The 23,211-nt window shown below is 72.8% G+C and carries 24 protein-coding genes and 1 tRNA gene; 12 read left to right on the forward strand and 13 right to left on the reverse strand.

Features of this window, described 5'->3' with window-relative positions; genetic code table 11:
* Positions 1 to 5: 5 nt before the first annotated feature.
* Both ACIRC0_RS28670 and ACIRC0_RS28675 read left to right on the forward strand, forming a co-directional pair.
* Positions 6 to 989, forward strand: coding sequence for an aldo/keto reductase (locus ACIRC0_RS28670; RefSeq protein ID WP_403621402.1), 984 nt, complete (start codon positions 6 to 8; stop codon positions 987 to 989).
* The gene (locus ACIRC0_RS28675; RefSeq protein ID WP_403621405.1) at positions 986 to 3,220 is read left to right on the forward strand and encodes a helix-hairpin-helix domain-containing protein; all 2,235 of its coding nucleotides are present in this window, start codon (positions 986 to 988) and stop codon (positions 3,218 to 3,220) included. The genes ACIRC0_RS28670 and ACIRC0_RS28675 overlap by 4 nt, the downstream gene beginning before the upstream one ends.
* Positions 3,221 to 3,320: 100 nt before the next feature.
* Here ACIRC0_RS28675 and ACIRC0_RS28680 read toward each other — a convergent pair whose 3' ends face one another.
* Positions 3,321 to 4,013, reverse strand: coding sequence for a hypothetical protein (locus ACIRC0_RS28680; protein WP_403621407.1), 693 nt, complete (start codon positions 4,011 to 4,013; stop codon positions 3,321 to 3,323).
* 47 nt (positions 4,014 to 4,060) lie between these two features.
* On the opposite strand from ACIRC0_RS28680, the gene ACIRC0_RS28685 reads away from it, so the two are divergent.
* Complete coding sequence (locus ACIRC0_RS28685; RefSeq protein ID WP_005485166.1) at positions 4,061 to 4,249, forward strand: DUF5703 family protein; 189 nt, start codon at positions 4,061 to 4,063, stop codon at positions 4,247 to 4,249.
* Between the two features lie 89 nt (positions 4,250 to 4,338).
* On the opposite strand, the gene ACIRC0_RS28690 is transcribed toward ACIRC0_RS28685, so the two are convergent.
* From ACIRC0_RS28690 to ACIRC0_RS28700, 3 genes are all read right to left on the reverse strand, one after another.
* The gene (locus tag ACIRC0_RS28690) at positions 4,339 to 5,124 is read right to left on the reverse strand and encodes a chaplin (protein ID WP_403621410.1); all 786 of its coding nucleotides are present in this window, start codon (positions 5,122 to 5,124) and stop codon (positions 4,339 to 4,341) included.
* 168 nt (positions 5,125 to 5,292) lie between these two features.
* On the reverse strand, positions 5,293 to 5,526 hold the full coding sequence (chpH, locus tag ACIRC0_RS28695) for a chaplin ChpH (protein ID WP_103839114.1): 234 nt from the start codon (positions 5,524 to 5,526) through the stop codon (positions 5,293 to 5,295).
* 151 nt (positions 5,527 to 5,677) lie between these two features.
* Positions 5,678 to 7,003: a M20/M25/M40 family metallo-hydrolase gene (locus ACIRC0_RS28700; protein WP_403621413.1), complete on the reverse strand. Its 1,326-nt coding sequence runs from the start codon at positions 7,001 to 7,003 to the stop codon at positions 5,678 to 5,680.
* A gap of 184 nt (positions 7,004 to 7,187) precedes the next feature.
* On the opposite strand from ACIRC0_RS28700, the gene ACIRC0_RS28705 reads away from it, so the two are divergent.
* The 3 genes from ACIRC0_RS28705 (at position 7,188) to ACIRC0_RS28715 (ending at position 9,643) form a co-directional block, all read left to right on the forward strand.
* Positions 7,188 to 7,272, forward strand: a tRNA-Leu gene (locus ACIRC0_RS28705).
* An 84-nt stretch (positions 7,273 to 7,356) separates the two neighbouring features.
* Positions 7,357 to 9,084, forward strand: coding sequence for a DNA polymerase/3'-5' exonuclease PolX (gene polX / locus ACIRC0_RS28710; protein ID WP_403621416.1), 1,728 nt, complete (start codon positions 7,357 to 7,359; stop codon positions 9,082 to 9,084).
* Positions 9,085 to 9,172: 88 nt separating this feature from the next.
* The gene (locus ACIRC0_RS28715) at positions 9,173 to 9,643 is read left to right on the forward strand and encodes a DUF5709 domain-containing protein (protein WP_403621419.1); all 471 of its coding nucleotides are present in this window, start codon (positions 9,173 to 9,175) and stop codon (positions 9,641 to 9,643) included.
* Position 9,644: 1 nt separating this feature from the next.
* On the opposite strand, the gene ACIRC0_RS28720 is transcribed toward ACIRC0_RS28715, so the two are convergent.
* The 3 genes from ACIRC0_RS28720 to ACIRC0_RS28730 all read right to left on the reverse strand — a co-directional run bounded on the left by ACIRC0_RS28720 (position 9,645) and on the right by ACIRC0_RS28730 (position 12,433).
* Entirely contained in the window at positions 9,645 to 10,760 is a 1,116-nt protein-coding gene (locus tag ACIRC0_RS28720; protein ID WP_403621422.1) for a CapA family protein, read from the reverse strand.
* Positions 10,761 to 10,822: 62 nt separating this feature from the next.
* The gene (locus tag ACIRC0_RS28725; protein ID WP_403621425.1) at positions 10,823 to 12,109 is read right to left on the reverse strand and encodes a phosphoribosyltransferase family protein; all 1,287 of its coding nucleotides are present in this window, start codon (positions 12,107 to 12,109) and stop codon (positions 10,823 to 10,825) included.
* Positions 12,110 to 12,121: 12 nt separating this feature from the next.
* Positions 12,122 to 12,433, reverse strand: coding sequence for a dsRBD fold-containing protein (locus ACIRC0_RS28730; RefSeq protein ID WP_403621427.1), 312 nt, complete (start codon positions 12,431 to 12,433; stop codon positions 12,122 to 12,124).
* A 133-nt stretch (positions 12,434 to 12,566) separates the two neighbouring features.
* Here ACIRC0_RS28730 and ACIRC0_RS28735 point away from each other — a divergent pair, with 133 nt between their 5' ends.
* Positions 12,567 to 12,947 carry a YchJ family protein gene (locus tag ACIRC0_RS28735; protein WP_403621430.1) on the forward strand — a complete coding sequence of 127 codons (381 nt, stop codon included), beginning with the start codon at positions 12,567 to 12,569 and terminating at the stop codon, positions 12,945 to 12,947.
* 25 nt (positions 12,948 to 12,972) lie between these two features.
* Here ACIRC0_RS28735 and ACIRC0_RS28740 read toward each other — a convergent pair whose 3' ends face one another.
* Positions 12,973 to 13,674 carry a FadR/GntR family transcriptional regulator gene (locus ACIRC0_RS28740; protein WP_403621433.1) on the reverse strand — a complete coding sequence of 234 codons (702 nt, stop codon included), beginning with the start codon at positions 13,672 to 13,674 and terminating at the stop codon, positions 12,973 to 12,975.
* Positions 13,675 to 13,804: 130 nt separating this feature from the next.
* Here ACIRC0_RS28740 and ACIRC0_RS28745 point away from each other — a divergent pair, with 130 nt between their 5' ends.
* The 4 genes from ACIRC0_RS28745 to ACIRC0_RS28760 all read left to right on the forward strand — a co-directional run bounded on the left by ACIRC0_RS28745 (position 13,805) and on the right by ACIRC0_RS28760 (position 17,734).
* On the forward strand, positions 13,805 to 14,344 hold the full coding sequence (locus ACIRC0_RS28745; RefSeq protein WP_403621436.1) for a gluconokinase: 540 nt from the start codon (positions 13,805 to 13,807) through the stop codon (positions 14,342 to 14,344).
* 171 nt (positions 14,345 to 14,515) lie between these two features.
* Positions 14,516 to 15,913 carry a GntP family permease gene (locus tag ACIRC0_RS28750; protein ID WP_403621439.1) on the forward strand — a complete coding sequence of 466 codons (1,398 nt, stop codon included), beginning with the start codon at positions 14,516 to 14,518 and terminating at the stop codon, positions 15,911 to 15,913.
* 13 nt (positions 15,914 to 15,926) lie between these two features.
* The gene (locus ACIRC0_RS28755; RefSeq protein ID WP_403621442.1) at positions 15,927 to 16,688 is read left to right on the forward strand and encodes an SDR family oxidoreductase; all 762 of its coding nucleotides are present in this window, start codon (positions 15,927 to 15,929) and stop codon (positions 16,686 to 16,688) included.
* Between the two features lie 14 nt (positions 16,689 to 16,702).
* Positions 16,703 to 17,734, forward strand: a complete 1,032-nt coding sequence (locus ACIRC0_RS28760; protein ID WP_403621445.1) for an L-idonate 5-dehydrogenase — start codon at positions 16,703 to 16,705, stop codon at positions 17,732 to 17,734.
* 24 nt (positions 17,735 to 17,758) lie between these two features.
* Here ACIRC0_RS28760 and ACIRC0_RS28765 read toward each other — a convergent pair whose 3' ends face one another.
* Positions 17,759 to 18,109 carry a MerR family transcriptional regulator gene (locus tag ACIRC0_RS28765; RefSeq protein ID WP_403621448.1) on the reverse strand — a complete coding sequence of 117 codons (351 nt, stop codon included), beginning with the start codon at positions 18,107 to 18,109 and terminating at the stop codon, positions 17,759 to 17,761.
* A 59-nt stretch (positions 18,110 to 18,168) separates the two neighbouring features.
* On the opposite strand from ACIRC0_RS28765, the gene ACIRC0_RS28770 reads away from it, so the two are divergent.
* Complete coding sequence (locus ACIRC0_RS28770; RefSeq protein ID WP_403621451.1) at positions 18,169 to 19,083, forward strand: NAD(P)-dependent oxidoreductase; 915 nt, start codon at positions 18,169 to 18,171, stop codon at positions 19,081 to 19,083.
* On the opposite strand, the gene ACIRC0_RS28775 is transcribed toward ACIRC0_RS28770, so the two are convergent.
* From ACIRC0_RS28775 to ACIRC0_RS28790, 4 genes are all read right to left on the reverse strand, one after another.
* Positions 19,037 to 19,672, reverse strand: coding sequence for a cytochrome b/b6 domain-containing protein (locus tag ACIRC0_RS28775; RefSeq protein ID WP_403621454.1), 636 nt, complete (start codon positions 19,670 to 19,672; stop codon positions 19,037 to 19,039). The two genes, ACIRC0_RS28770 and ACIRC0_RS28775, sit on opposite strands and share 47 nt — an antisense overlap.
* Entirely contained in the window at positions 19,656 to 20,405 is a 750-nt protein-coding gene (locus ACIRC0_RS28780; RefSeq protein WP_403621457.1) for a molybdopterin-dependent oxidoreductase, read from the reverse strand. The genes ACIRC0_RS28775 and ACIRC0_RS28780 overlap by 17 nt, the downstream gene beginning before the upstream one ends.
* A 128-nt stretch (positions 20,406 to 20,533) precedes the next feature.
* Entirely contained in the window at positions 20,534 to 22,084 is a 1,551-nt protein-coding gene (locus tag ACIRC0_RS28785) for an APC family permease (protein WP_403621460.1), read from the reverse strand.
* Between the two features lie 99 nt (positions 22,085 to 22,183).
* Positions 22,184 to 23,137, reverse strand: coding sequence for a hypothetical protein (locus ACIRC0_RS28790; protein ID WP_403621463.1), 954 nt, complete (start codon positions 23,135 to 23,137; stop codon positions 22,184 to 22,186).
* Between the last annotated feature and the right edge of the window lie 74 nt (positions 23,138 to 23,211).

The following is a 23,211-nucleotide window of genomic DNA, read 5'->3' on the forward strand; positions in this document are numbered from 1 at the left end:
CGTTCATGGAGCAGAGGCATCTCGGCCGTACCGGCCTTCGTGTGTCGCGGATCGGGCTCGGCACCCTGACGTGGGGCCGCGACACGGACGAGCACGACGCCGCGGACCAGTTGAAGGTGTTCTGGGAGGCGGGCGGGACCCTCGTCGACACGGCGGACGTGTACGGGGACGGGGAGGCCGAGTATCTGCTCGGACGGCTCATGGACGGGCTCGTGCCCCGCCGGGACCTGGTCATCTCGACGAAGGCGGGCAGCGTGCCCGACCCGGACCGCCGCTTCGACTGCTCGCGAGGGCATCTGCTCGCCGCGCTGGACGCCTCGCTCACCCGCCTGGGCACGGACTACGTCGACGTCTGGCACGTCCACGCCTTCGACCCGTACACCCCGCTGGACGAGACCCTGCAGGCGCTCGACCTGGCGGTCGCCAGCGGCCGGGCACGGTATGCGGGGGTGTCCAACTTCTGCGGCTGGCAGCTGGCGAAGGCGGCGACGTGGCAACTCGCGGCGCCGGGCGTGAGGACCCGGATCGCCAGCACACAGATGGAGTACTCGCTGCTGCAGCGGGGAGTGGAGCGGGAGGTGCTGCCCGCGGCGCTGGACCTGGGGGTCGGGCTGCTGCCGTCGTCCCCGCTGGGCCGGGGTGTGCTGACCGGCAAGTACCGGCACGCGACACCGGCCGACTCGCGCGGGGCGTCGGAACACATGGGGCCGTTCGTCGCGCCCTACCTCGACGACACGGCGAACAGCATCGTGGACGCGGTGCAGACGGCCGCCGACGGGCTCGCCGCGACGCCCTTGCAGGTGGCACTCGCGTGGGTGCGGGACCGGCCGGGGGTGGTCGCGCCGATCGTCGGCGCGCGCAACGCGCAGCAGCTCACGGCGGCGTTGTCAGTGGAGGCGCTTAGTCTTCCGGACGAGATCTGCCGGGCGCTGGACGATGTGTCGGCCCCGGTGCACCGCTATCCCGATCACGACTGGAGCACGCTGTGACCACGGACCCGGAGACGACGGAGACGGCCCCTCGGGCGGAGGACGGGGCCGGGACCGCCGGGGGCGGCGGCGCGGGGAGCGACAGGGCCGCGGACCCGATGCCCGCAGAGGGGCTCGCAGAGGGCTCCGGGGACAAGACGCCGGCGGCCGGCGGCCCGGACCCGGCGGACGGCTCCCCTGGTCCCTCGCAGGACGCCGGCGGCGAGGGCGCCGCGCCCGAGATGTCCGAGGCCGAGGCCGAGCTGGCCGCTCAGCGGGTGGAGCGGGAGCGGATCGAGCGGCGGAAGGCCGCGAAGCAGGGCCCCCTCGAGGCCGGTGGGAAGCTCAGTGGGAAGGCCGCCGACCTGCTCGCCGCCGTGCGGGCCGTGGAGAGCGGTGAGAAGCCGGTGGCGAGCGCCTTCAGCGAGCCCACACCCGCACCGCGCCGCCCCACGGCCCCCGAGCCGGCGCGGCGCCCCCAGCCCGTGGCGGCGGCCGCGGCGCCTCCCGCCGCCGAGGCGGTGGCGTCGGTGCGGGCGGTCCTGGCCGAGGGCGGCGCCCCTGACACGCTCGCCTCCCAGGTCGCCGAGGCGCTCGGCGAGGGGGCGCAGGCGCGGCTGCGCTCGGACCCCTGGCAGCTGCTGCGCGTCTTCGGAGTGCGCCCCGAGCAGGCCGACACCTTCGCCCGGGGCCTGCTCGGCGCGGATTGCCGCCCGGACGACGAGCGCCGGGCCCGTGCGATGACGGTGTGGCTGCTGGAGCAGGCGGCCCTGGCCGGGCACACCGCCCTGGAGGTCCCGGCCCTGGAGGCGGCGCTCGGCCGGCGCCAGGTGCCGGACCCCGAGGCGGCCGTGCGCGACACCATCGCCGAGGGCGAGGCCCTGGTCTTCCAGGACGCGCTGGAGTCGGCCCCACCGGGCGGCGACGAGGAGCAGGAGCGCCCGGTGCGCGTCCTGATCGGGCTGGAGCGGTACGCGCTCGCGGAGGAGAGCCTCGCCGACGGACTGGCCCGGCTGGTCAACTCCGTGCCGAAGGAGGACGGCGCGGCGGAGGACTGGCAGCGGGCGGCCCGGTCGGCGGCGGGTTCCGCGGCGGAACTGATCGGTGCGGTCGCGGGCCACGGCCTGGTGCTGCACACCGGGTCGGAGGCGTCCCGCATCGAGCCGGCGACGCTGCTGCGCGAGGCACGCCGGCTCGGGCTGCGCGCCTGGGCCGCCACGCACGGCCCGGCCGGCCGCGACCAGTTCGGCGCGCTGCTCGCCCGCCTCGGCCTGCCGGACGACGAGCGAGCACACGCGCCGCTCGCCACCGTCGCGGGCCTCCTGTCCGGTGGTGAGGGTCCGGGACGGGACGCGGACGGCGCGCTGGACCTCGATCTGCTCATCGTGCTGGACGCGCCCCAGCTGGATGTCGAGACGGCGGCCCTGCTCGTCGAGTCGCTGCCCGACGGGGCCCGGCTGGTGCTGAGCGGCGACCCGGGCGTGCTGTGGTCGGTCGGCCCCGGGCGCGTGTTCGGGGACCTGCTCGCGGCGCGCGTGTGCCCGCAGATCGCCTCGCGGACCCCCGACCCGGGCCCGCTCGGCGAACTCGTCTCCGCCATCGGCATCGGTGAGCTGCCGCAGGTCGACGCGCCCGGCAAGGAGGTCGTGATCGTGCCGGTGCGGGACGCCGGGGAGGCGGTCCACCGGACCGTGCAGCTGGTCGCGGACTCGGTGCCGCGGGCGATCGGGGTTCCGGCGGAGGAGACGCAGGTGATCACGCCGGGCCACGGCGGCGCCGCGGGCACCCGCGCGCTGAACGCGGCACTGAAGGAGCGGCTCAACCCGGGCCCGGGTCGCTTCGGCGGCTTCGATGCGGGCGACCGGATCGCCTACTCCCCCGCGCCGGGGCGCACGCTGCCGGGCCGTGTCGTCAAGGGCGACGCCGAGGGTTTGCACCTGGAGTGCGCGGGCGTCTCCGTGGTCGTGCCGAAGGAGCGGGTGGAGCAGACCCTGCGGCACGGCTGGGCGCTGACCGCGCACCAGGCGGTGGGGCAGCGGTGGCCTGCGGTGGTCGTGGTCCTGCCGGGCGACGCCGCACAGAGCCTCACCAGGCCGTGGGTCTACACGGCCTTCGGCCGGGCGGTCCGCCATCTGTCGGTGGTGCACGGCGCGGACCAGGCCCTGCCGCGGGCCGTGGCGGAGATCCAGGCCAAGCCGCGTACGACCCGCCTGCTCGCGCTGCTGAGGCCCCAGGTCCCGACGTCGGGCTGAGAGAGGCACCTCACTACGGCGGGGCCCTCACTACGGCGGGCCCGGTGGTGCCGTGCTGCCCCAGGCCACACGGCACCGCCGGGGAAACCCCTGCTGACGATCAACGATCCAACGGTTCCAGGTCCTCGTCGTCGTCCAGCTCGAGTTCGTCCTCCTCCAGCTCCCGGTCCCGCAGCTCCTCGTCGTCCGCCTCCTCGTCGAAGACGGAGCTGACGTCGAAACGGCAGATCACCCGCTGGGGGTCGACCTGCTCGAAGGGTGCCTCCAGCCACTCCCCCGGCTCGGCCGGTTCCTCGGCGGCCACCACCCACAGCGTGGAGTCGCCCTCCTCGAGGCCGAACTCCTTGTGCCGGGAAGCGATCTCGTCCGGTTCGAACTCCCCGAAGAGCGCGCCGAGCGCGCCGTGGATGGTGCCGGCCGACGTCGCCGGCGCGGGCTCCTCGTCCGCGGCCTCCAGGCGCTCCGCCTGTGCCAGCAGCCGCTGGGGCTCCGCCACCGCGTAGTCCCGGCGGATCAGGACGCTCAGCGCGCTCGGTTCCTCGGGGCCCGTGTACGGCGGAAGAGGCTCCTCCGCACCGGGGATCTCGAAGGGGGTGACCTCGTCGTAGCGGTCGTAGAGCAGCTCGTCGTACTCCTCGGCCGCCGCGGCCAGCTCGTTGAACGCCTCGTAGACGGCCGGGTCGTCGTCACCCGTCCTGCGCTCGACCGCAGCAAGGTGGCGGTCGAGTGCGGTCTTGACCGCCTCGGCGGCGGCACGTACCTCGGCAGCGGTGGGCTGCGCAGCATCAGACATAGTGCAGACGCTATCCGTACCGGGCCCCAGCCCGCACAATAGATGCGATGCCGGAATACGAATTTGTCGACGTGTACGTACCGCGCGGGGTCTCCCGCAAGGACGCCACACGCCTGCTGACAGACCATGCCGAGTACGGACACTGGGAGTTGGACCGCCTGAGCCTGCTGCGCGACGGGAGCCGCAGGGTGCGGTTGCGCCGGCGGATCATCCGCCAGGTGCGCGCCACGTGGTGAGCGAAGGTGACTGAAACGGATCGGGCCCCGCACGGACGGGGCCCGATCCGTTCAGCCCGCCACGAGGGAGGCAGGCGGAGCCGGTGCCGTTACGCGTGTGCCCGCGCCCTGCGGTAGAGCAGTGCGCCGCCGAGCAGGGCTCCCGCGCCGACCGGCGCCAGAAGGCCGAGCGGCAGGTCGCTGCCGGTGTGGGCGAGCTGTGCGGTCGCCGCGGGCTGGGTGACGGACTGACCGCCGGGGTGGTTGACGTGGGTGCCGCCGCCCGGCTGCTGCGGGGTGCCGGGGTGACGGGGCGTGCCGGGAGGCGTGGTGGTGCCGCCGCCGGGGGGTGTGGTGCTGCCCCCGCCGCCGGGAGGCGTGGTACCGCCACCGCCGCCGGGAGGCGTCGTCCCGCCACCGCCGCCGGGAGGCGTGGTGCCGCCACCGCCGCCCGGCGGGGTGGTGGAGTGGCCGCCGCCCGGGTTGGCGCAGTCGTTGCCGCCCGCCGGATTGCCGATCCCGCCCACGTTGACGGAGTTGCCACACACGTTCACCGGCACGTCGACCGGCACCTGCACGGTGTTGCCGGAGCCGACACCGGGCGAGTCACTGGTGTGCCCGCCGGCGTGGGCGCCGCCCCCGCCGGACTGGCCGCCGGTGTTGGCGCACGTGTTGCCGGCCGCCGGGTTGAGCAGCCCGATGACGTTCACGGTGTTGCCGCAGACGTTCACCGGCACGTGCACGGGCACCTGCACCAGGTTGCCCGACAGCACGCCGGGCGAGTTGGTGGCGGAGCCGTTCGCTCCGGCGTCGGCGTGCGCGTAGCCGCCGGTGACGGCGAGGACTCCGGTCGCCGCCGCCATGGTCATCAGGCCCTTGCGGGTGACCTGTCGCATTGCTGATTTCCCTGTCTTCGAGCTGATCGTGGACCTTCGGAACGCGTCCCGCGCGGTGGGCGCGGACGCGGAGGAACTGGTCGACCCCGGAGCGCATGGCACGCACTCCGGGGCCGACGTACTCACACCCTCATGGGGTTCGGGCCCCTCATGGGGTGAGGCACCACGTCAGTGGTTGATGCAGGTGTTGCCGAAGGCGGGGTTCAGCAGCCCGATCACCGAGATCGTGTTGCCGCAGACGTTCACCGGGACGTGCACCGGAACCTGGATCACATTGCCCGACACGACACCCGGGGAGTGCGTGGCGGCACCCTGGGCGCCGGAGTCGGCGACAGCCAGACCCGCGCCCGCGAGAACCAGACCACCGGTGGCAGCCGCAGCAGCGACGACCTTCTTGATCATTATTCCTCCTTGTTGGCAAAGCGATCCAAGCCTCGGACCGCATCACGTGTAACGAGGAGGGAGTAATGGAGCTACGAGCGTATGGTCGCATTCACTCGTCCCGGCGTGTTCCCGTACACGCTGGCGAATAGCGCACGGGACCGGCGCCGGCTCAGGACGCGTCGATGAACCGGTCCAGCACCCGCACACCGAACTGCAGCGCGTCCACCGGCACCCGCTCGTCGACCCCGTGGAACATGCCCGCGAAGTCCAGCTCCGGCGGCAGCTTCAGCGGCGCGAAGCCGAAGCCTCGGATGCCGAGGTCGTCGAAGGACTTGGCGTCCGTGCCGCCGGAGAGCATGTACGGGATCGCCTTCGCGGCCGGGTCCTCCGCCAGCAGCGCCGACTGCATCGCCTCCACCAGCGCACCGTCGAAGCCGGTCTCGACGGCCTTGTCGGCGTGCACGTCCTCGCGCCGCACGTTCGGCCCGAGGATGCGGTCCACGTCGGCGAGGAACTCCTCCTCGAAGCCGGGCAGGAAGCGCCCGTCGACGTGCGCGGTGGCCTCGCCGGGAATGACGTTCACCTTGTAACCGGCGTTCAGCTGGGTGGGGTTGGCGGTGTTGCTCAGGGTCGCGCCGATGAGCTTGGCGATGCCCCCGAGCTTGGCGAGGGTGCCCTCCATGTTCTCCGGGTCGAGCTCGGTGCCGAGCGCGTCGCCGAGTTCGTCGAGGAAGGCCCGCGTCGTCTTGGTGACCCGTACCGGGAACGTGTGCCGGCCGAGGCGTGCCACGGCCTCGGACAGCTCGGTGATCGCGTTGTCCCGGTGGATCATCGACCCGTGGCCCGCGGTGCCGGCCACGGTGAGCTTCATCCAGTGCATGCCCTTCTCGGCCGTCTGGATCAGGTAGAGCCGGCGCTGCTCGTTCACCGTGAACGAGAAGCCGCCCACCTCGCTGATGGCCTCGGTGACGCCCTCGAAGAGGTCCGGGTGGTTGTCGACCAGGTACCGGGCGCCGTAGGTGCCGCCCGCCTCCTCGTCGGCGAGGAAGGCCAGGACGATGTCGCGCGGCGGCCTGCGCCCGCTGCGCAGCCGGTCGCGGACGACCGCCAGGGTCATGGCGTCCATGTCCTTCATGTCGACCGCGCCGCGCCCCCACACGCATCCGTCGGCGATCTCGCCGGAGAACGGGTGGTGCGTCCAGTCGTCCGCGTTGGCCGGTACGACGTCGGTGTGGCCGTGGATGAGCAGCGCGGGCCGTGAGGGGTCCTCGCCCTCGATACGGGCCACCGTGGAGGCACGGCCCGGGTGCGACTCGAAGATCTTGGGTTCGAGCCCCACCTCGGCGAGCTTCTCGGCGACGTACTCGGCGGCCCTTCGCTCGCCGGGGCCCGAGTGGTCGCCGTAGTTGCTGGTGTCGATCTGGATCAGCTCACGGCAGAGGTCGACGACCTCGTCCTCGCCGGTGACGCTCCTGGCCGTGCCGGTGTCGGTCACGCTGCTTCCTCCCGGTTCCCTGCTGGTGGTCCTCCTCATCCTCCCCCCGATCCCCGCCGCGCCCCAAGGCGGTGTACGGCCCGTCACATGCCGTTCACGCGGGAACGGGGGTGATCGAACGCCGCCGAAAGCCTGGTAATGTTTCCTTCGTCGCCGCGGGGGAAGCCCGCACGACAGACACCTTGTCCGGGTGGCGGAATGGCAGACGCGCTAGCTTGAGGTGCTAGTGCCCTTTATCGGGCGTGGGGGTTCAAGTCCCCCCTCGGACACTTGGCGCGAAAGGGTGCCGACCGGTTCCGGTCGGCACCCTTTCGCGTGTGGCCCACCTCTCGGGCGGTTCCTAGACTCGAGGTGTGGCCCGGGCCAACGAAGAGGTCGAGGCGCTCCTGCAGGAGTACGCGGACCTCGTCGCGATCACGGGAGGCGACGCCTTCAAGGTGCGCGCCTACGAGAAGGCCGCGCGCGCCATCGGCGGCCACCCGGCCGACATCTCCCATCTGGACGCCGACGGGCTGCGGGACATCCCGAACGTGGGCAGGTCGATCGCCGAGAAGGTCGTCGAGTATCTGCGCACCGGCACGGTCGCGGTGGTCGAGGAGCGCCGGGCGAAGATCCCCGCCGGGGTGCGGGAGCTGATCACGATCCCCACGCTGGGTCCGAAGAAGGCGATGCGGCTCTACGAGGACCTGCACATCTCGTCGGTGAGCGAGCTGGCGGCCGCGATCGAGGCGGACGCGCTGGCCGATCTGAAGGGGTTCGGCGAGAAGACGCAGGAGAACATCCTGCACGGGATCCGGCTGATGCAGCAGGCGGGCGGCCGTATCCCGATCCATCTGGCGCTGGACACCGCCGAGGAGATCGTCGCGGAGCTGTCCCAGGTCACCGGCTGCAAGCGCTGCACGTACGCGGGATCGCTGCGGCGGATGAGGGAGACGATCGGCGACATCGACATCCTGGTCGCCGCCAAGCGGTCGGCCCCCTTCATGGAAACCCTGGAGGCGCTGCCCTCGACCGCCGAGGTGATCGCGCACGGTGAGAAGAAGACGTCGATCCGCACCACCAAGGGCGTGCAGGTGGACCTGCGGGTGCTGCCGCCCGACTCGTGGGGCGCCGGGCTGCAGTACTTCACCGGCTCCAAGGCGCACAACATCCGTACCCGCACCATCGCCGTACGCCAGGGTCTGAAGCTGTCCGAGTACGGCCTGTTCGACACGGGCAGCGGGGAGTCGGTCGCCTCCCGCAGCGAGGAGGAGGTGTACGCCCGGCTGGGCCTGCCGTGGATTCCGCCGACGCTGCGGGAGGACCGGGGGGAGATCCAGGCGGCCGTGCGCGGTGAGCTGCCGGAGGTGGTGACGGAGCGGGACGTGCGCGGCGATCTCCACACGCACACGGACCTCACCGACGGGCTGGCCTCCCTGGAGGCGATGGTGGAGGCGGCGGCCGAGCGCGGTTACGCGTACTACGCGGTCACCGACCACGCGCCGAACCTGTACATGCAGCGCATGACGGACGAGAAGATTCTCGCCCAGCGGGAGGAGCTGCGGGCGCTGGACGGCGCGCACCACGGGATGCGGCTGCTGCACGGCACCGAGCTCAACATCAGTGCCGAGGGGGACGTGGACTGGCCGGGCGCGTTCCTGGCCGGCTTCGACCTGTGCGTGGCCTCGCTGCACTCCCACTTCGACCTGGACCGCGAGGCGATGACGCGGCGGCTGGTGCGGGCCTGTGAGAATCCGCACGTCAACATCATCGGCCATCCGACCACGCGCCTGATCGGCAAGCGGCCGGGGGTGGACGCCGACTGGGACGAGGTCTTCGCGGCCTGCGCCCGCACCGGCACCGCGCTGGAGATCAACGCCCAGCCGGACCGGCTCGACCTGTGCGACGAGGACATCCTGCGGGCTCGGCAGCACGGCGTGAAGTTCGCCGTGAACACCGACGCGCACTCCGTGCTCCACCTGGCCCACCTGCGCTACGGCGTCGGTACCGCGCAGCGCGGCTGGCTCACGGCGGACGACGTGATCAACACCTGGCCGCTGCGGCGGCTGCGCCGGTTCCTGGCCAAGGACGGGTCGGGGTGAGGTGGGGCGCGTTTGCCGTGGGGCGGACCGGAGACCCGATGGGTGGTCGCCGCAACTCGTGGGACGCGATATGTGAGGGGGTGCCCCAGTGACTGAGAACAGCATGGGTGACGAGGTCTACCAGCCCCAGCAGGACGAGGACGTCGTGGAGGACATGAGCCCGCTGGAGTCCCCGGACAGCCTGGAGGACCGGGTCGTGGAGCCCATGGAGGAGGGCTACTCGCCGCCGGAGAAGCCTCTCGCGGTGAACGACGTGGGCACCACCGCGGCCGAGCAGCGCGACGGCGAGTCGCTGGACGAGCGGCTGGCCCGGGAGGTGCCCGAGGACACGGCCACGGTGGGCGACGGGATCGGGGACCTGCCCGGCGGTGAGGGCGAGCCGAGGGACGACGAGGTCGGCGGCCCGGACGCCGGGCGGCTGGTCGCGCCGGACGAGGGCGCGCACGAGGACATCGACGCGGAAGCCGTAGCGAACGACGTCGGCTTCGACAGCGGCGCCCGCACGGCCGAGGAGGCCGCGGTGCACATCGTGCCGGAGAACGGGGAGGAAGAGCTGTAGGTCAGCGCAGGGCGCGAAGCGTGAGCGTGCCGTCGGGTTCGCGGTCGACGCGGGTGCCGAACTCCCGGCTGAATCCGTCGAGGGCGGTGCGCAGCCAGGCGATGTCCTCGTCCGAGGCGTGCTCCAGCCGCATTCTGCGCGCCTGCAGGGTGACGATGCGGGCGCCGGTCGTCAGGCCGGTGTCCGGGTCGACCGTCACCAGGTACAGCAGGCGCAGGTCGTCGCGGTAGCGCTCGTAGCCGCCGATGCCCTCGTAGTCGTCGACGAGGTCCCCGCAGCCGTACAGGACGAGCCTGCCCCGGTAGGTCTCCAGCGGGCGCGGGTGGTGCGAGGAGTGCCCGTGGACGATGTCCACGCCGGCGTCGACGAGCGCGTGGGCGAAGCGGATCTCGGCGCGGGAGACGTCGTAGCCCCAGTTGGGTCCCCAGTGGACCGAGGCGACGACGATGTCTCCGGGCTGCTTGAGCTGCCGCAGCCGGGCGGCGAACCCGGCGGCCACGGCGACGGTCGGGCCCGCGACGAAGGCGACGCCGGACCGGTCCTCGGTGGCGGCCCAGTCCTCCGGGATCCCGCTGGAGGGCATGCCGAAGGAGAACACCAGCACGCGTCCGCCGCCGTCGAGGGGGACGATCGCGGGCCGCCCGGCCGCGGTCGCGTCCCGGCCCGCCCCGGCCGTGCGCAGCCCCGCCGCCGCGAGGGAGTCGAGGGTCTCCTCGAGGCCGCGCCGGCCGAAGTCGAGGACGTGGTTGTTGGCGAGGGCGCAGACGTCCGGGCGCAGGGCGGCCAGGCACGGCAGGTTGGCGGGGCTCATCCGGTAGTGGACGCCCTTGCCGGGCGCGAACTCCCCGTCGCCGGTGACGGCGGTCTCCACATTGACCACCCGCACGTCGGGCGCGGCGTCCTGCAGGACCGTCAGCGCCTCGCCCCAGGGCCAGGAGTAGTCGACCGGCTGGGGAATGGGCCCGTTGGCGGCCTCGGCCAGCCCGACGTAGGCCCGGGCGTCGTGGATGTAGGTCTCCCGCAGCGCCGGGTCACCGGGGTGCGGGAGGATCTGGTCGACGCCCCGGCCGAGCATGACGTCCCCGCACAGGAACAGGGTCACCGCGCCCGTGTGCACCCTCCCACGCTAAGGCGGTATCGGGCGTCACGCGAAGGGTCGCGGTTCCACCTGGGTCCCGGTCATACGTGCGCGGGGGCCATGTGGTCGGTGAACCAGTCGCGGGCCAGGTCGGTGACCGCCTCCAGGGCGCCGGGTTCCTCGAACAGGTGGGTGGCGCGCGGGACGACCGCGAGGTGGTTCTCACAGCGCAGCCGGGCCTGGGCCTGCCGATTGAGGTCGAGGACGACCGGGTCGGCGCCGCCGACGACGAGCAGCGTGGGTGCCGTCACCTCGGGCAGGCGCGGTCCGGCGAGGTCCGGCCTGCCACCGCGGGAGACGACCGCGGCGATGTGCGTCCCCGGTTCGGCGGCCGCCCACAGCGCGGCGGCGGCGCCGGTGCTGGCGCCGAAGTAGCCGACGGCGAGGCCCTCCGTCTCCGGCCGGGTGCGCAGCCAGCCGGTGGTGTCGGCGAGCCTGCGGGCCAGCAGCTCGGTGTCGAACACGTTGGCCCGGTCGCGCTCCTCCTCCTCGGTGAGCAGGTCGAACAGCAGCGTGCCGAGCCCGGCCCGGTTCAGGCCCTCGGCCACGAAGCGGTTGCGCGGGCTGTGCCGGCTGCTGCCGCTGCCGTGGGCGAAGACGACGATCCCGGTCGGGTCCTCGGGCACGGTCAGCCGTCCGCCGAGGCGTACGGCACCGGCGGCCACCTCCACCTCGCGGTCCACGGTGCCCATGTGCCCCGCGGTCCGTTGCAGGCAGGCGGCCACTTCGGCGTCGTCGACCTGGGCGAAGTCGGCGTAGAACTGGCCGACCGCGAAGAAGACCCGCGGTGTGTCGAGGCAGACCAGTTCGTCCGCCTCGTCGGCGAGCCGCTCGGTCCAGTCGTGCGGCGCGACGGGCACCGCCAGCACGATCCGTGCCGCTCCCCTGGCCCGGGCGATCCGGCAGGCGGCACGCGCGGTGGACCCGGTGGCCACCCCGTCGTCGACGACCACCACGGTCCGCCCCTCGACGGGGACCGGTGAGCGCCCGCCCCGGTAGCGCCGGGCCCGGAGTTCCAGCACCTCGCGCTCGCGCTCCTCGACCTGTGCCAGTTCCTCCGGCGTGACGCGGGCCTCCCGCACCACCGCGTCGTTGATCACGCGCACGCCATCCTCGCCGATCGCCCCCATCCCCAGCTCCGGCTGGAAGGGCACGCCCAGCTTGCGGACCAGGCACACGTCCAGCGGCGCCCCGAGCGCTTCGGCGACCTCGGCGGCGACCGGCACCCCTCCCCTGGGCAGCCCCAGGACGACGAGGTCCCGGCCCCTGAGGTGCCTGAGGCGGGCGCCCAACTGCCGTCCCGCTTCGAGACGATCGGTGAAGACCACGATGCAGCCTCCTCACTCCCGGGGGGACCAGAGCGGTGCGGGCGGGGGCCCCTCGGGCGCCCCCGCCGCCGTGATGTCACCGACGGCGGCGCGGACCAGCCGGCGGCCCAGCGCGATCAGGGCCCGTCCGGCGGCGAGTTCGTCGCCGATCTCGGGCACCGCCGTGTCGTACGGGCTGCGATGGGCCTCCGCGTGGCTCTCGAGCACGTTCTCGCCGGTGTCCAGGACGGCCCGGGCCGTGGTCGCCGGGTCGTGTTCGGACAGGTACAGGTGCAGCGTCCACTCCTTGGCGGACACAGGCCGGCTGTCGGCGGCTCGGGTCATCGTCCGTCCCTCCTCACGCGGGTGCGAGGCAAGAGGACTGAAAGGGATGCGGCCCCCTTCCACTGTGACTCCGATGGGCGCCTGCCGCACAGTCCCCGCGGGGCGTGTCGCAGGGCCGGGCAGAATGACGGTCATGACCACGCGTTCCTGCCCGTGCGGGCTGCCCGAGGCCTACGAGAACTGCTGCGGCCGCTTCCACGCGGGGGCCGCCGCCGCCCCGACCGCCGAGGCGCTGATGCGGTCCCGGTACAGCGCCTTCGTTCGGCGGGACGCGGAGTACCTGCTGCGCACCTGGCATCCGCGCACCCGCCCGGCGCGGCTCGACCTCGATGCGCGGATGCGGTGGACGGGGCTGGAGATCCTGGGGACGACGGAGGGTTCCGCTTTCCACTCCACGGGGACCGTGACCTTCCGCGCCTCCTACCGGGGTGGCTCGCTGCACGAGCGCAGCCGGTTCGAGCGGGTCGACGGGGCGTGGGTGTACGTCGACGGGGACTTCCCCGACCGGGACTGACGGCTCCTGACAGCTCCCGGCGCCGTCACGGCGCCAGGATGTCCAGTTCGTGCAGCGCGCCCACGGTGATCTCGCGGGTGAGCTGCTCGGCGCGGGCCGCGTCGCCCTCCCGTACCGCCTCCGCGACCTGGACGTGCAGGGTGACCGCGGCCGGGTCGGGGTCCTCGAACATGACGTCGTGGTGGGTGCGGCCCGAGAGGACCTCCGCGACCACGTCGCCGAGGCGCGCGAACATCTCGTTGCCCGACGCCTCGAGGATCACCCGGTGGAAGGCCATGTCGTGGACCAGGTAGGCCTGAAGTCGGTGGCCGCGTGAGTTGGCCACCAGGCCCAGTGCGCACTCGGTGAGGCGGGCGCACTGCTCGGCGGTGGCGTGGCGCGCGGCGAGGCCCGCCGCGACCGGTTCGATCGCCGAGCGCAGCACGGTCAGCGAGCGCAGCTGCCGGGGGCGGTCGGCGCCGGCCAGCCGCCACCGGATGACCTGGGGGTCGTAGACGTTCCACTCGGACGGGGGCAGGACCGTCACGCCCACCCGGCGGCGCGATTCCACCAGGTGCATGGACTCCAGGACGCGCACCGCCTCGCGCATCACGGACCGGGACACCTCGAAGTGCTGGGCGAGTTCGTCGGTGCGCAGGACGCTGCCCGGCGGGTACTCGCCCGCGGTGATCGCGGGGCCGAGGGTGTCCAGTACATGGCCGTGCAGCCCCCGGCCCGGTGTGCTCATGCACTCAGCGTACGAGGAAGGTCACGAGAAGAAAAAGTCAGACTTATATGTCACAGGGTCTTGAATTCGTCGTACCTAATCGGTTTCAGTGACGTCGACACAAGATGTCGACGAAGACAGCGAGAGCACGATGCAGCATCCGCGTACCCCCCACGTCGTCGTGGTCATGGGCGTCGCAGGCACCGGCAAGACCACCATCGGTCCCCTGCTTGCGGCCCGGCTCGGCGTCCCGTACGCCGAGGGCGACGACTTCCACCCCTCGGCCAACATCGCCAAGATGTCGGCCGGGATCCCGCTCGACGACGAGGACCGGTGGCCCTGGCTGGACGCCATCGGTGCCTGGGCGCACGAGCGGGCGGGGCTCGGCGGGGTGGTCAGCAGCTCGGCTCTGAAGCGGGCGTACCGCGACCGGCTGCGGGCCGCGGCTCCCGGCGTCGTCTTCGTGCATCTGACGGGCGACCGGGGGCTCATCGAGGAACGGATGGCGCACCGCCAGGGGCACTTCATGCCCACGGCGCTGCTGGACTCCCAGTTCGCCACGCTCCAGCCGCTGGAGCCTGACGAGCGAGGGGTCGCGGTGGACGTCTCGGGCAGCCCCGAGGACATCACCGCCCGCGCCGTGAACGCCCTGCGCGGCCTCGAGCGGTCCTCCGCGCGGTCCTCGCAGTAACTCCCCCCGGTCCTCCGCGCGGTCCTCGCAGTAACTCCCCCCGGCCCTCGGCGCGAGTCCTCCCCCCAGGGGCCGCGGCCTCGGCACGCCCCCTCTCCCCAGGGGGACGGCCGACGAGGGCCTTCCTCACCCGAAACCGAGAGTTCCTCTCCTCACTCCTAGGGAACACCCGTGACCAGACTCAGCGTCGAGATGCTGGCAGCGGCCCCCGTCGAACCGATCACGTCGGCGGGCCACGCTCAACTGGGCATCGCGGCGGTGGCGGGCATCGCCGTCATCGTGCTGCTCATCACCAAGTTCAAGCTCCACGCCTTCCTGGCCCTGACCGTCGGCTCGCTCGCGCTGGGCGCGTTCGCCGGGGCGCCGCTCGACAAGGCGATCACCAGTTTCACCACCGGGCTCGGCTCGACCGTGGCCGGTGTGGGCGTCCTGATCGCGCTCGGCGCGATCCTCGGCAAGCTGCTCGCCGACTCCGGCGGCGCGGACCAGATCGTCGACACGATCCTCGCCAAGGCGCAGGGGCGTGCGATGCCCTGGGCGATGGTGCTGATCGCCTCGGTGATCGGGCTGCCGCTGTTCTTCGAGGTCGGCATCGTGCTGCTGATCCCGGTCGTGCTGATGGTCGCCAAGCGCGGCAACTACTCGCTGATGCGGATCGGCATCCCGGCGCTCGCGGGTCTGTCCGTGATGCACGGTCTGGTCCCGCCGCACCCCGGTCCGCTGGTCGCGATCGACGCGGTCAAGGCGAACCTCGGTGTGACGCTGGCACTCGGCGTGCTGGTCGCCGTCCCGACCGTGATCATCGCGGGCCCGCTGTTCTCGAAGGTCGCGGCCCGCTGGGTGGACGTCCCGGTTCCCGACCGCATGATTCCCGCGCGTGCCTCCGAGGAGTTGGACAGGCGCCCCGGCTTCGGCCCCACGCTGGCCACCGTGCTGCTGCCGGTCGTGCTGATGCTGGCGAAGGCGCTGGTGGACATCGTCGTCGACGACCCGGCCAAGATGGTGCAGCGCGTCTTCGACGTGATCGGCTCGCCGCTGATCGCACTGCTCGCGGCCGTGATCGTGGGCATCTTCACGCTGGGCCGCCCGGCCGGCTTCAGCAAGGAGCGGATCTCCCAGCTGGTCGAGAAGGGCCTCGCACCCATCGCGGGCATCCTGCTGATCGTGGGCGCGGGCGGCGGCTTCAAGCAGACGCTGATCGACTGCGGCGTGGGCCGGATGGTCCTCGACATATCCAAGGACTGGTCGATCCCCGCGCTGCTGCTGGCCTGGCTGATCGCGGTGGCGATCCGGCTCGCGACCGGTTCCGCGACCGTGGCGACCGTCTCGGCCGCCGGTCTGGTCGCGCCGCTCGCGGCCGACATGTCGACCACGCACGCGGCCCTGCTGGTGCTGGCCATCGGCGCCGGCTCGCTCTTCTTCAGCCATGTCAACGACGCCGGGTTCTGGCTGGTGAAGGAGTACTTCGGGCTCAGCGTCGGCCAGAACCTGAAGACCTGGTCGGTCATGGAGTGCATCATCTCCGTGGTCGCCGGCGGACTGGTCCTCCTGCTCTCCCTCGTGATCTAGGAGTGGTACGGCGATGACGGCTCACCCCCTCTTCGACATCGGCGGCCGTACGGCACTGGTGACCGGCTCCAGCCGGGGCATCGGCCTCGCGCTCGCCCGCGGGCTGGCTCAGGCCGGCTGCACGGTGGTCCTCAACGGGCGCGACGCCGACCGGCTCACGAAGGCGGCGGCGGAACTGCCGGGCGACGTGCACACGGCCGTGTTCGACGTGACCGACGGCGCCTCGGTCGCCGCCGGGATCGCGGAGGTCGAGGAGCGGGTGGGCCCGCTCGACATCCTGGTCAACAACGCCGGCATGCAACTGCGCGCGCCCCTGCTCCAGTTCACCGACACCGACTGGCACCGGATCCTGGACACCAATCTCACCAGCGCGTTCCTGGTCGGCCGTGAGGCGGCCCGGCACATGACCGAGCGCGGCCACGGGAAGATCATCAACATCTGCTCGCTGCAGAGCGAGGTGGTCCGCCCCGGGATCGCGCCGTACGCGGCGACCAAGGGCGCGCTGAAGATGCTCACCAAGGGCATGTGCGCGGACTGGGGTCCGTACGGCGTGCAGATCAACGGGCTCGGCCCGGGCTACATCGAGACGGAGCTGACCCGGCCGCTCGTGCAGGACGAGGAGTTCAGCGCCTGGGTGCGCAGGCGCACTCCGGCCGGGCGCTGGGGACGTACGGAGGACCTGGTGGGCGGGGTGCTCTTCCTCGCCTCCCCCGCGGCGGACTTCGTCAGCGGACAGGTGCTGTACGTCGACGGCGGAATGACGAGTGTGCTGTGAAGGAGGGTCCGGCGATGCTGGGTTGCGTCATCCACGGCCGGGGCGACCTGCGGGTCGACGAGCTGCCGGTCCCGGAGCCGGGGCCCGGGCAGGCGCTGGTCGCCGTCCGCTACGGCGGGGTGTGCGGCTCGGATCTGCACTACTGGCGGCACGGCGGTGTCGGGGACTTCCGGCTCAGGGAGCCGATGGTGCTGGGCCACGAGGTGGTCGGGACGGTGATCGACTACGGTGACGGTGCGTCAGGTCCTGCCGCCGGTACGGCGGTCGCCGTGCATCCGGCCACTCCGTGCGGGGTGTGCCCGGAGTGCGCGGGCGGGCGGCGGAACGTGTGCCGGGACACCCGCTACCTGGGCAGCGCGGCCCGTTTCCCGCATGTGCAGGGCGGCTTCGCGGCGCGGATGGTCGTCCCGGCCGAGCAGCTGAGGCCGCTCCCGGCCGGTCTCGAGCTGCGCCGGGCGGCACTCGCCGAGCCGTTGTCGGTGGCGCTGCATGCCGTGCGGCGGGCCGGTGAGGTGGCCGGCCGGCACGTCCTGGTGACCGGTGCGGGCCCGATCGGCTGCCTGGTGGTGGCGGCCGTGAAGGCGGCGGGCGCGGCGCGGGTCACGGTCACGGACCTGCTGCCCCGGGCGCTGGACTTCGCCGGGGCGGCGGGCGCCGACACCCTCGTACGGGCGGACGACCCGGACGATGCGGGATGGCCCGCCGAGGTGGACGTGGCGGTGGAGGCGTCGGGGGTCGCCGCCGGATTGGACACCTGTCTGCGGCTGGTCCGCCGGGGTGGTGTCGTGGTCCAGCTCGGCATGCTGCCCCCGGGTCAGAGCCCCTTCCCGGGCAATCTGCTGGTGAGCCGGGAGATCGACCTGCGCGGCGCGTTCCGCTTCGACACGGAGTTCGACGACGCGCTCGGCCTGCTCGCCTCCGACCCCGCGTTCGACGCGCTGATCAGCGAGGTGGTCCCCGTGCGGGAGGCGGAGTCGGCGTTCGCCCTGGCGGCGGACCGGAGCCGGTCGTGCAAGGTGCTGCTGGACTTCGGGCAGCCCGCCTAAGGGGTCCTTGCGCAGCAAGGCCCCCTAAAGGGGACGGCCCACCAGCGAGTCGAGGATGTCACGGGCGGCGGTCAGGTCGTCGATCGCCGCCGTGATCCGGGCCCGTTCCCTCGCCAGTCCTTCGAGGAGTTCCGGGCACCTGCCGGCCAGGACGACGTTCTCGTCCTCGACGCAGGGCACGATCTCGGCGATGACGGACGTGCCGAGTCCCGCCGACAGCAGGACCTGGATGCGCCGCACGGTCGTCACGTCCCGCTCCGCGTAGTCGCGGTATCCGCTCGGGCGGCGCAGCGGGGACAGCAGCCCCTGCTCCTCGTAGTAGCGCAGGGCGCGGGGGCTCGCACCGGTGCGGCGGGAGAGTTCGCCGATCCTCATGTCGCCGAGTGCAGCAGGGACTTGACTCTCACGTCAATGTCAATGTCTAGCGTCGCGGCATGACGAACTCGAGCACGCACACATCTGTTTCCGTCCTCGGTCTGGGCCCCATGGGGCGGGCCCTCGCGTCCGCCTTCCTGAGCGCCGGCCATCCGCTGACCGTGTGGAACCGCACCCCCGGCCGGGACGGGGACCTTCCCGAGCGGGGCGCGTCCGTCGCGTCCACGGCGGAGGACGCCGTACGGGCCGGGGAGGTGATCGTCGTCTGCCTCATGGACTACGACGCCGTACGGGCCGTGCTGCCGGCGACGGGCTGGGCGGGCCGCACGCTGGTCAACCTCGGCAGCGGGGAGCCCGAGCAGGCCCGGGCCCTGGCCGGTTGGGCAGCCGGGCACGGCATCCGCTACCTGGACGGTGTGATCCTCACTCCGACCCCGGCGATCGGCACCCCGGCGGCCGCGGTCCTCTACAGCGGTCCGCGGGAGGCCTACGAGGCGATCCGCGGGACGGTGGCGGCCCTGGGCGGCACGGGAACGTATCTCGACGCCGATCCGGGGCGCGCGGCGGCGTACGAGGTCGCGCTGCTCGATCTGTTCGCCACCTCCGTGCACGGGGCCGCGCACGCCTTCGCCCTGGCCTCCGCCGAAGGTGTCGCACCCGGGGACCTGGCGCCGTTCGCCGTCGGGATCAGCGGGCTGCTGTCCGAGATGATCCCGCGGTGGGCCGAACAGCTTCGGACCGGCCGCTTCCCGGGGGAGCGCTCCACCGTCGCCTCGGCGGCGGCGACGCTCGCCCGGCTCGTCGAGGCCGCCTCGGCACACGGCCTGGACACGGGGGCGCTGGCGGCGGCCAAGCGGGCCGCCGACCGGGCCGTCGCCGCCGGTCATGGTCACGAGGGGCTGGCCCGGCTGGTGACGGCCGTGGCGGCTACGGCCGCCACAGCGGGTGTTCCCGCTCCGCCCAATCGCGGCTGACCAGACCGGTCCGCAGACCCCGGCGGGACTCCGGGTCGCCGAGGGCCATGCCGATGTGGCCGGCCAGGACCACGCCCATCGTCAGGGCGAGCCAGTCGTGGACGAACGTCGCCGAGGTGCGCCACATCAGCGGCGTGAGGTGCGTGAACCACATCAGCAGTCCGGTGCCGAGCATCACCAGCGTGGCACCCGCGATCCAGGCCGCGTACGTCTTCTGCCCCGCGTTGAACTTGCCCGCCGGGCGGGACTCGCGGCGGCGGTCGCGCCGCAGGGCCGCACGCAGCCAGACCCGGTCGTGCGGCCCCCAGCGGTTGAGGTGGCCGAGATCCGCGCGGAACGCCCGGGAGGCGAGGCCGAGCAGGACCGGGACCGGCAGCAGCACGCCCGCCACCTCGTGGACCCTGACCACCAGTTCGCGGCGCCCCACCAGTTCCGCGAACGCGGGGACGTAGAGGCAGGCCGCCGTCACCACGCACACGCCCATCAGGGCGGCGGTCGTGCGGTGGACCCAGTGCTCGGCGCGGGTGAAGCGGCGTACCCGGGCCGGGGCGGAGACGGGGGGCTGGGCGGCGTCAACTCGTGGGGGCATCGTCGCGTCCGTTCGACCGGCCGACCCAGGCGTCGACGTCGTATCCGCGCTCCTCCCAGTACCCGGGGCGCACGTCCCGGGTGACCGTGATGCCGGAGAGCCATTTCGCGGACTTGTAGAAGTACATGGGGGCGACGTAGAGCCGGACCGGGCCGCCGTGGTCGTGGGTCACCGGCTTGTCCTGCATCTTCAGGGCGACCAGGACGTCGTCGCGGCGTGCCTGGTCGAGGGTGAGGCTCTCGGTGTACGCCCCGTCGAAGCAGGTGAAGCGGACGGCGCCGGCGGAGGACCGCACGCCCGCGGCGTCCAGCAGCGCGGACAGCCGTACGCCTTCGAACGGCGTCTTCGGCACGCGCCAGCCCGTGACGCACTGGACGTCGTGCACGAGCCGGGTCTGGGGCAGGGCGCGCAGGTCGGCCAGGGTGTACGTCTTCGGGTGGTCGACCAGGCCGTTCACCGTGAGCCGGTAGCTGCTCTCGCCGAGGTGCGGGACGGACGCGGTCACCGAGTAGTAGCGGAAGCCGCCGCCGTTGGGCAGCAGTCCGGTCAGGCCCGTCGGGTCCTTGCCGGCGACGCCGCCGAGGAAGGACTCCAGGCCGCGCTGGAGGGTGGGCGCCGCGATCACGCCGAGCGCGCCGAGCCCCAGGGTGCCCAGCAGCACCCGGCGGCCGATCGGAGTACCGGTCGCCGGGGGCTCCGGTGCGTCCGGCTCTTGCGGTCGTTCAGGGTTCACACAACGATTCGAGCACCCGGCACCCCCTCGATGCCAGGGGAACCGGGTGCCCGTCAGAATTCCGTCATCACTTCTCACCGGGTTCTCAGGAAGCCGGATCAGCGAGGTGGATCAGCGATGTGCGCCGCTCAGGCCGTCGACTCCGCCGCCTTCTCCAGCTGGAACGCCTCGTTGCCCAGGCCGATGCGGGCGTGCGCCCGGGGCTTGCGGGAGCGCAGCAGCAGGCCCTGGGCCAGGCCGAGCAGCAGGGCGACGCCGATGATCGCGGGGAGCAGCCATCCGAGTTCCGAGTCCGGGCCCGTGCCGACCAGGACGTCGAAGTCCTTGACCGTGTAGGCGGCGATCACCAGCAGGGCGAGTCCTGCCACCGCGGAGGTGGCCAGCCGCCAGGCCTGGGCGCGGGCGGAGCCACGGCGGGCGAAGAAGACGATCACGGAGGCGGAGGCGGCCACCATCAGCACGGTGACGCCGAGCGCTCCGACGCTGCCGAACCAGGTGAACAGGTGCAGCACCGGCGCGGTCGGGTCGCCGTTCGGCTTGTCGTCGGCCACCGCGAACGCGATCACGACCACCGCGGACACCGCGCTCTGCAGCAGCGAGCCGGTGCCGGGCGCGCCGCTGGTGCCGGTGGTGCGTCCGAAGGCGGCCGGCAGCAGTCCCTCGCGGCCCATGGCGAACGCGTACCGGGCGACCACGTTGTGGAAGCTGAGCATCGCCGCGAACATGCCGGTGACGAACAGCACGTGCAGCACGTCCGTGAAGGTGTGGCCGAGCAGCCCCCTTGTCAGCCAGAACAGCAGGCCGGCGCTCTGCTTCTGCGCGGCCGGCACGATCTGCGAGGGGCCGGCGGCCACGGTCAGCGCCCAGCAGCTGAGCGCGAAGAAGACGGCCACGAAACCGACCGCGAGGAACATCACCCGGGGCACCAGGACGTCCGGGCGGCTGGTCTCCTCCGCGTAGACGGGCGCCTGTTCGAAGCCGAGGAAGGCGGCGACGCAGAAGCAGAGCGCGGTGCCGACACCCGCCCCGGTGAGCGTGTCCGGGTTGAAGGCGTGCAGCGACAGGCCCTCCTTGGCGGGGTCGGCCACGGCCGCGACGTCGAAGATCACGACGAGCGCGACCTCGACCAGCAGCAGCACGCCGAGCACGCGCGCGTTGACGTCGATCTTCAGCCGGCCGAGCGTGCCGACGACGAGGACGGCGGCCAGTGCCGGGATCCACCAGGCCACCTGGACGTCCAGATAGGTGGCGAACAGTCCGGAGACCTCGAAGCCGAAGATGCCGTAGATCGCGAACTGCAGCGCGCTGTAGGCGACGAGGGCCACGGCCGCCGCGGCCGCGCCCGCGGTGCCGCCGAGCCCTCGGGAGATGTACGCGTAGAACGCGCCCGCGTTGTGGACGTGGCGGCTCATCTCCGCGTATCCGAAGGAGAACAGGGCGAGCACCACGCCGAGGACGACGAACAGCAGCGGCTGGCCGACGACGCCCATCACTCCGAATGTGGTGGGCATGACACCTGCGACGACCATGAGAGGGGCGGTCGCCGCCAGCACGGACAGCAGCAGGCCCGTCGTGCCGAGCCGGTCGGCGCGCAGGGCGCGTTCCTGCCCCTTGAAGGTGGGGATGGTGCCGCCGTCGGCGGCGGCCGGTCTGCTCGTGCTCGAACTGCCGGTCGTCATCGCGCGGTTGTCCTTTCGGATGCCTTGAACGGGACTGTCGGGACTGTCGGGGCTGTCAGTGCTGTCGGGATTTCAGGGCTTTCGGGACCGTCGGTGTCGTCACGCCGTACCCAACGCCGTGTCGCGCGCCGTGCGGAACGCCGTGTACGGGTCGCGGTCGGGGTACGACCACGGCGCCGGGGTCGCGTACGACCCGATGCGGTGGAACAGTGCGGCGGCCTCGGCGCCCCGGCCCTCGCAGTACTTGGCGTGGGCCAGGAAGTTGAGGTCGACATGGCGGCGCGGGTGGTCGTCGCGCTCCCACTCCAGCCACCAGTCGAACGCCGCCTTCATCACCTGGCGGGCGCGCCGCCCCACCCAGTGCCCGGAGGCCAGGGGGTCGGGCGGCTCGCTGCCCGTGGCGGCCAGCACGCGGTAGCGCTCGGCGTGCGCGACGACCGGGAGGATGGCGAGCGGCGAGTCGGCGGGGGCCTGTTCGGCGGCCCAGTTGGCGAAGTCGTAGACCTCGTGCAGCGGGTCCTGGCCGGCGTCGGCGCGGCGCTCGGCGAGCCGGGCGACCACCAGGTGGTGGGCGTGGTGGTGGTCCGGGTAGCGGGCGCGCACCTCGTCGAAGAGGCGGACCACGTCCTCCTCGGTGCCGAGCGACCGCTCCAGGATCAGCAGGCCGAGCCAGGGCGTGGGGTCCTCGGGGGCGAGCGCGGCGGCGGCCCGGCAGGCCTCGCGGGCCGCGTCCGTGCTCTCCTTGCCGTTCAGCGCGCGGTGGACGACGGCGTGGGCGACGAGGACGGCGGCGCAGGGCGACTCCGGTTCGGCGAGCTGCCAGTCGCGCGCCCAGGCGAGCGCCGTGGGCTCCTGGGCGAGGACGGTGACGCGGTGGCCGCGGCGGTCCCAGTCGTCCCGGGTCGCGGCGAGCAGGGCACGCACGGTCGCCCATCGTCCGCGGGCGAGCGAGGCCCGGGCAGCGATGAGTTCGGTGTCGTCGAGCGCGGCGTCGAAGAGCCGGCCCGCGCGCTTGCGGGCACGGCCGAACGCCGGTGGGGGTGGGGGTGGCACCGCGGTGATTCCTTACCGAACGCGGCTCGTCAGAGTGCGGTCACGCACAGCAAACCGTCCGCCGACGGGGTGCG

It is taken from the genome of Streptomyces sp. NPDC093984, assembly GCF_044764595.1.
Lineage (GTDB): Bacteria > Actinomycetota > Actinomycetes > Streptomycetales > Streptomycetaceae > Streptomyces > Streptomyces cynarae.

Bases quoted from the DNA above. Each gene is read 5' to 3' on its own strand.
- ACIRC0_RS28670 (WP_403621402.1), top strand. From the start codon at position 6: ATGGAGCAGAGGCATCTCGGCCGTACCGGCCTTCGTGTGTCGCGGATC.
- ACIRC0_RS28680 (WP_403621407.1), bottom strand. From the start codon at position 4,013: ATGTCTGATGCTGCGCAGCCCACCGCTGCCGAGGTACGTGCCGCCGCC.
- ACIRC0_RS28685 (WP_005485166.1), top strand. From the start codon at position 4,061: ATGCCGGAATACGAATTTGTCGACGTGTACGTACCGCGCGGGGTCTCC.
- ACIRC0_RS28690 (WP_403621410.1), bottom strand. From the start codon at position 5,124: ATGCGACAGGTCACCCGCAAGGGCCTGATGACCATGGCGGCGGCGACC.
- chpH (WP_103839114.1), bottom strand. From the start codon at position 5,526: ATGATCAAGAAGGTCGTCGCTGCTGCGGCTGCCACCGGTGGTCTGGTT.
- ACIRC0_RS28730 (WP_403621427.1), bottom strand. From the start codon at position 12,433: ATGACCCGAGCCGCCGACAGCCGGCCTGTGTCCGCCAAGGAGTGGACG.
- ACIRC0_RS28735 (WP_403621430.1), top strand. From the start codon at position 12,567: ATGACCACGCGTTCCTGCCCGTGCGGGCTGCCCGAGGCCTACGAGAAC.
- ACIRC0_RS28740 (WP_403621433.1), bottom strand. From the start codon at position 13,674: ATGAGCACACCGGGCCGGGGGCTGCACGGCCATGTACTGGACACCCTC.
- ACIRC0_RS28745 (WP_403621436.1), top strand. From the start codon at position 13,805: ATGCAGCATCCGCGTACCCCCCACGTCGTCGTGGTCATGGGCGTCGCA.
- ACIRC0_RS28755 (WP_403621442.1), top strand. From the start codon at position 15,927: ATGACGGCTCACCCCCTCTTCGACATCGGCGGCCGTACGGCACTGGTG.
- ACIRC0_RS28760 (WP_403621445.1), top strand. From the start codon at position 16,703: ATGCTGGGTTGCGTCATCCACGGCCGGGGCGACCTGCGGGTCGACGAG.
- ACIRC0_RS28765 (WP_403621448.1), bottom strand. From the start codon at position 18,109: ATGAGGATCGGCGAACTCTCCCGCCGCACCGGTGCGAGCCCCCGCGCC.
- ACIRC0_RS28770 (WP_403621451.1), top strand. From the start codon at position 18,169: ATGACGAACTCGAGCACGCACACATCTGTTTCCGTCCTCGGTCTGGGC.
- ACIRC0_RS28775 (WP_403621454.1), bottom strand. From the start codon at position 19,672: ATGCCCCCACGAGTTGACGCCGCCCAGCCCCCCGTCTCCGCCCCGGCC.
- ACIRC0_RS28785 (WP_403621460.1), bottom strand. From the start codon at position 22,084: ATGACGACCGGCAGTTCGAGCACGAGCAGACCGGCCGCCGCCGACGGC.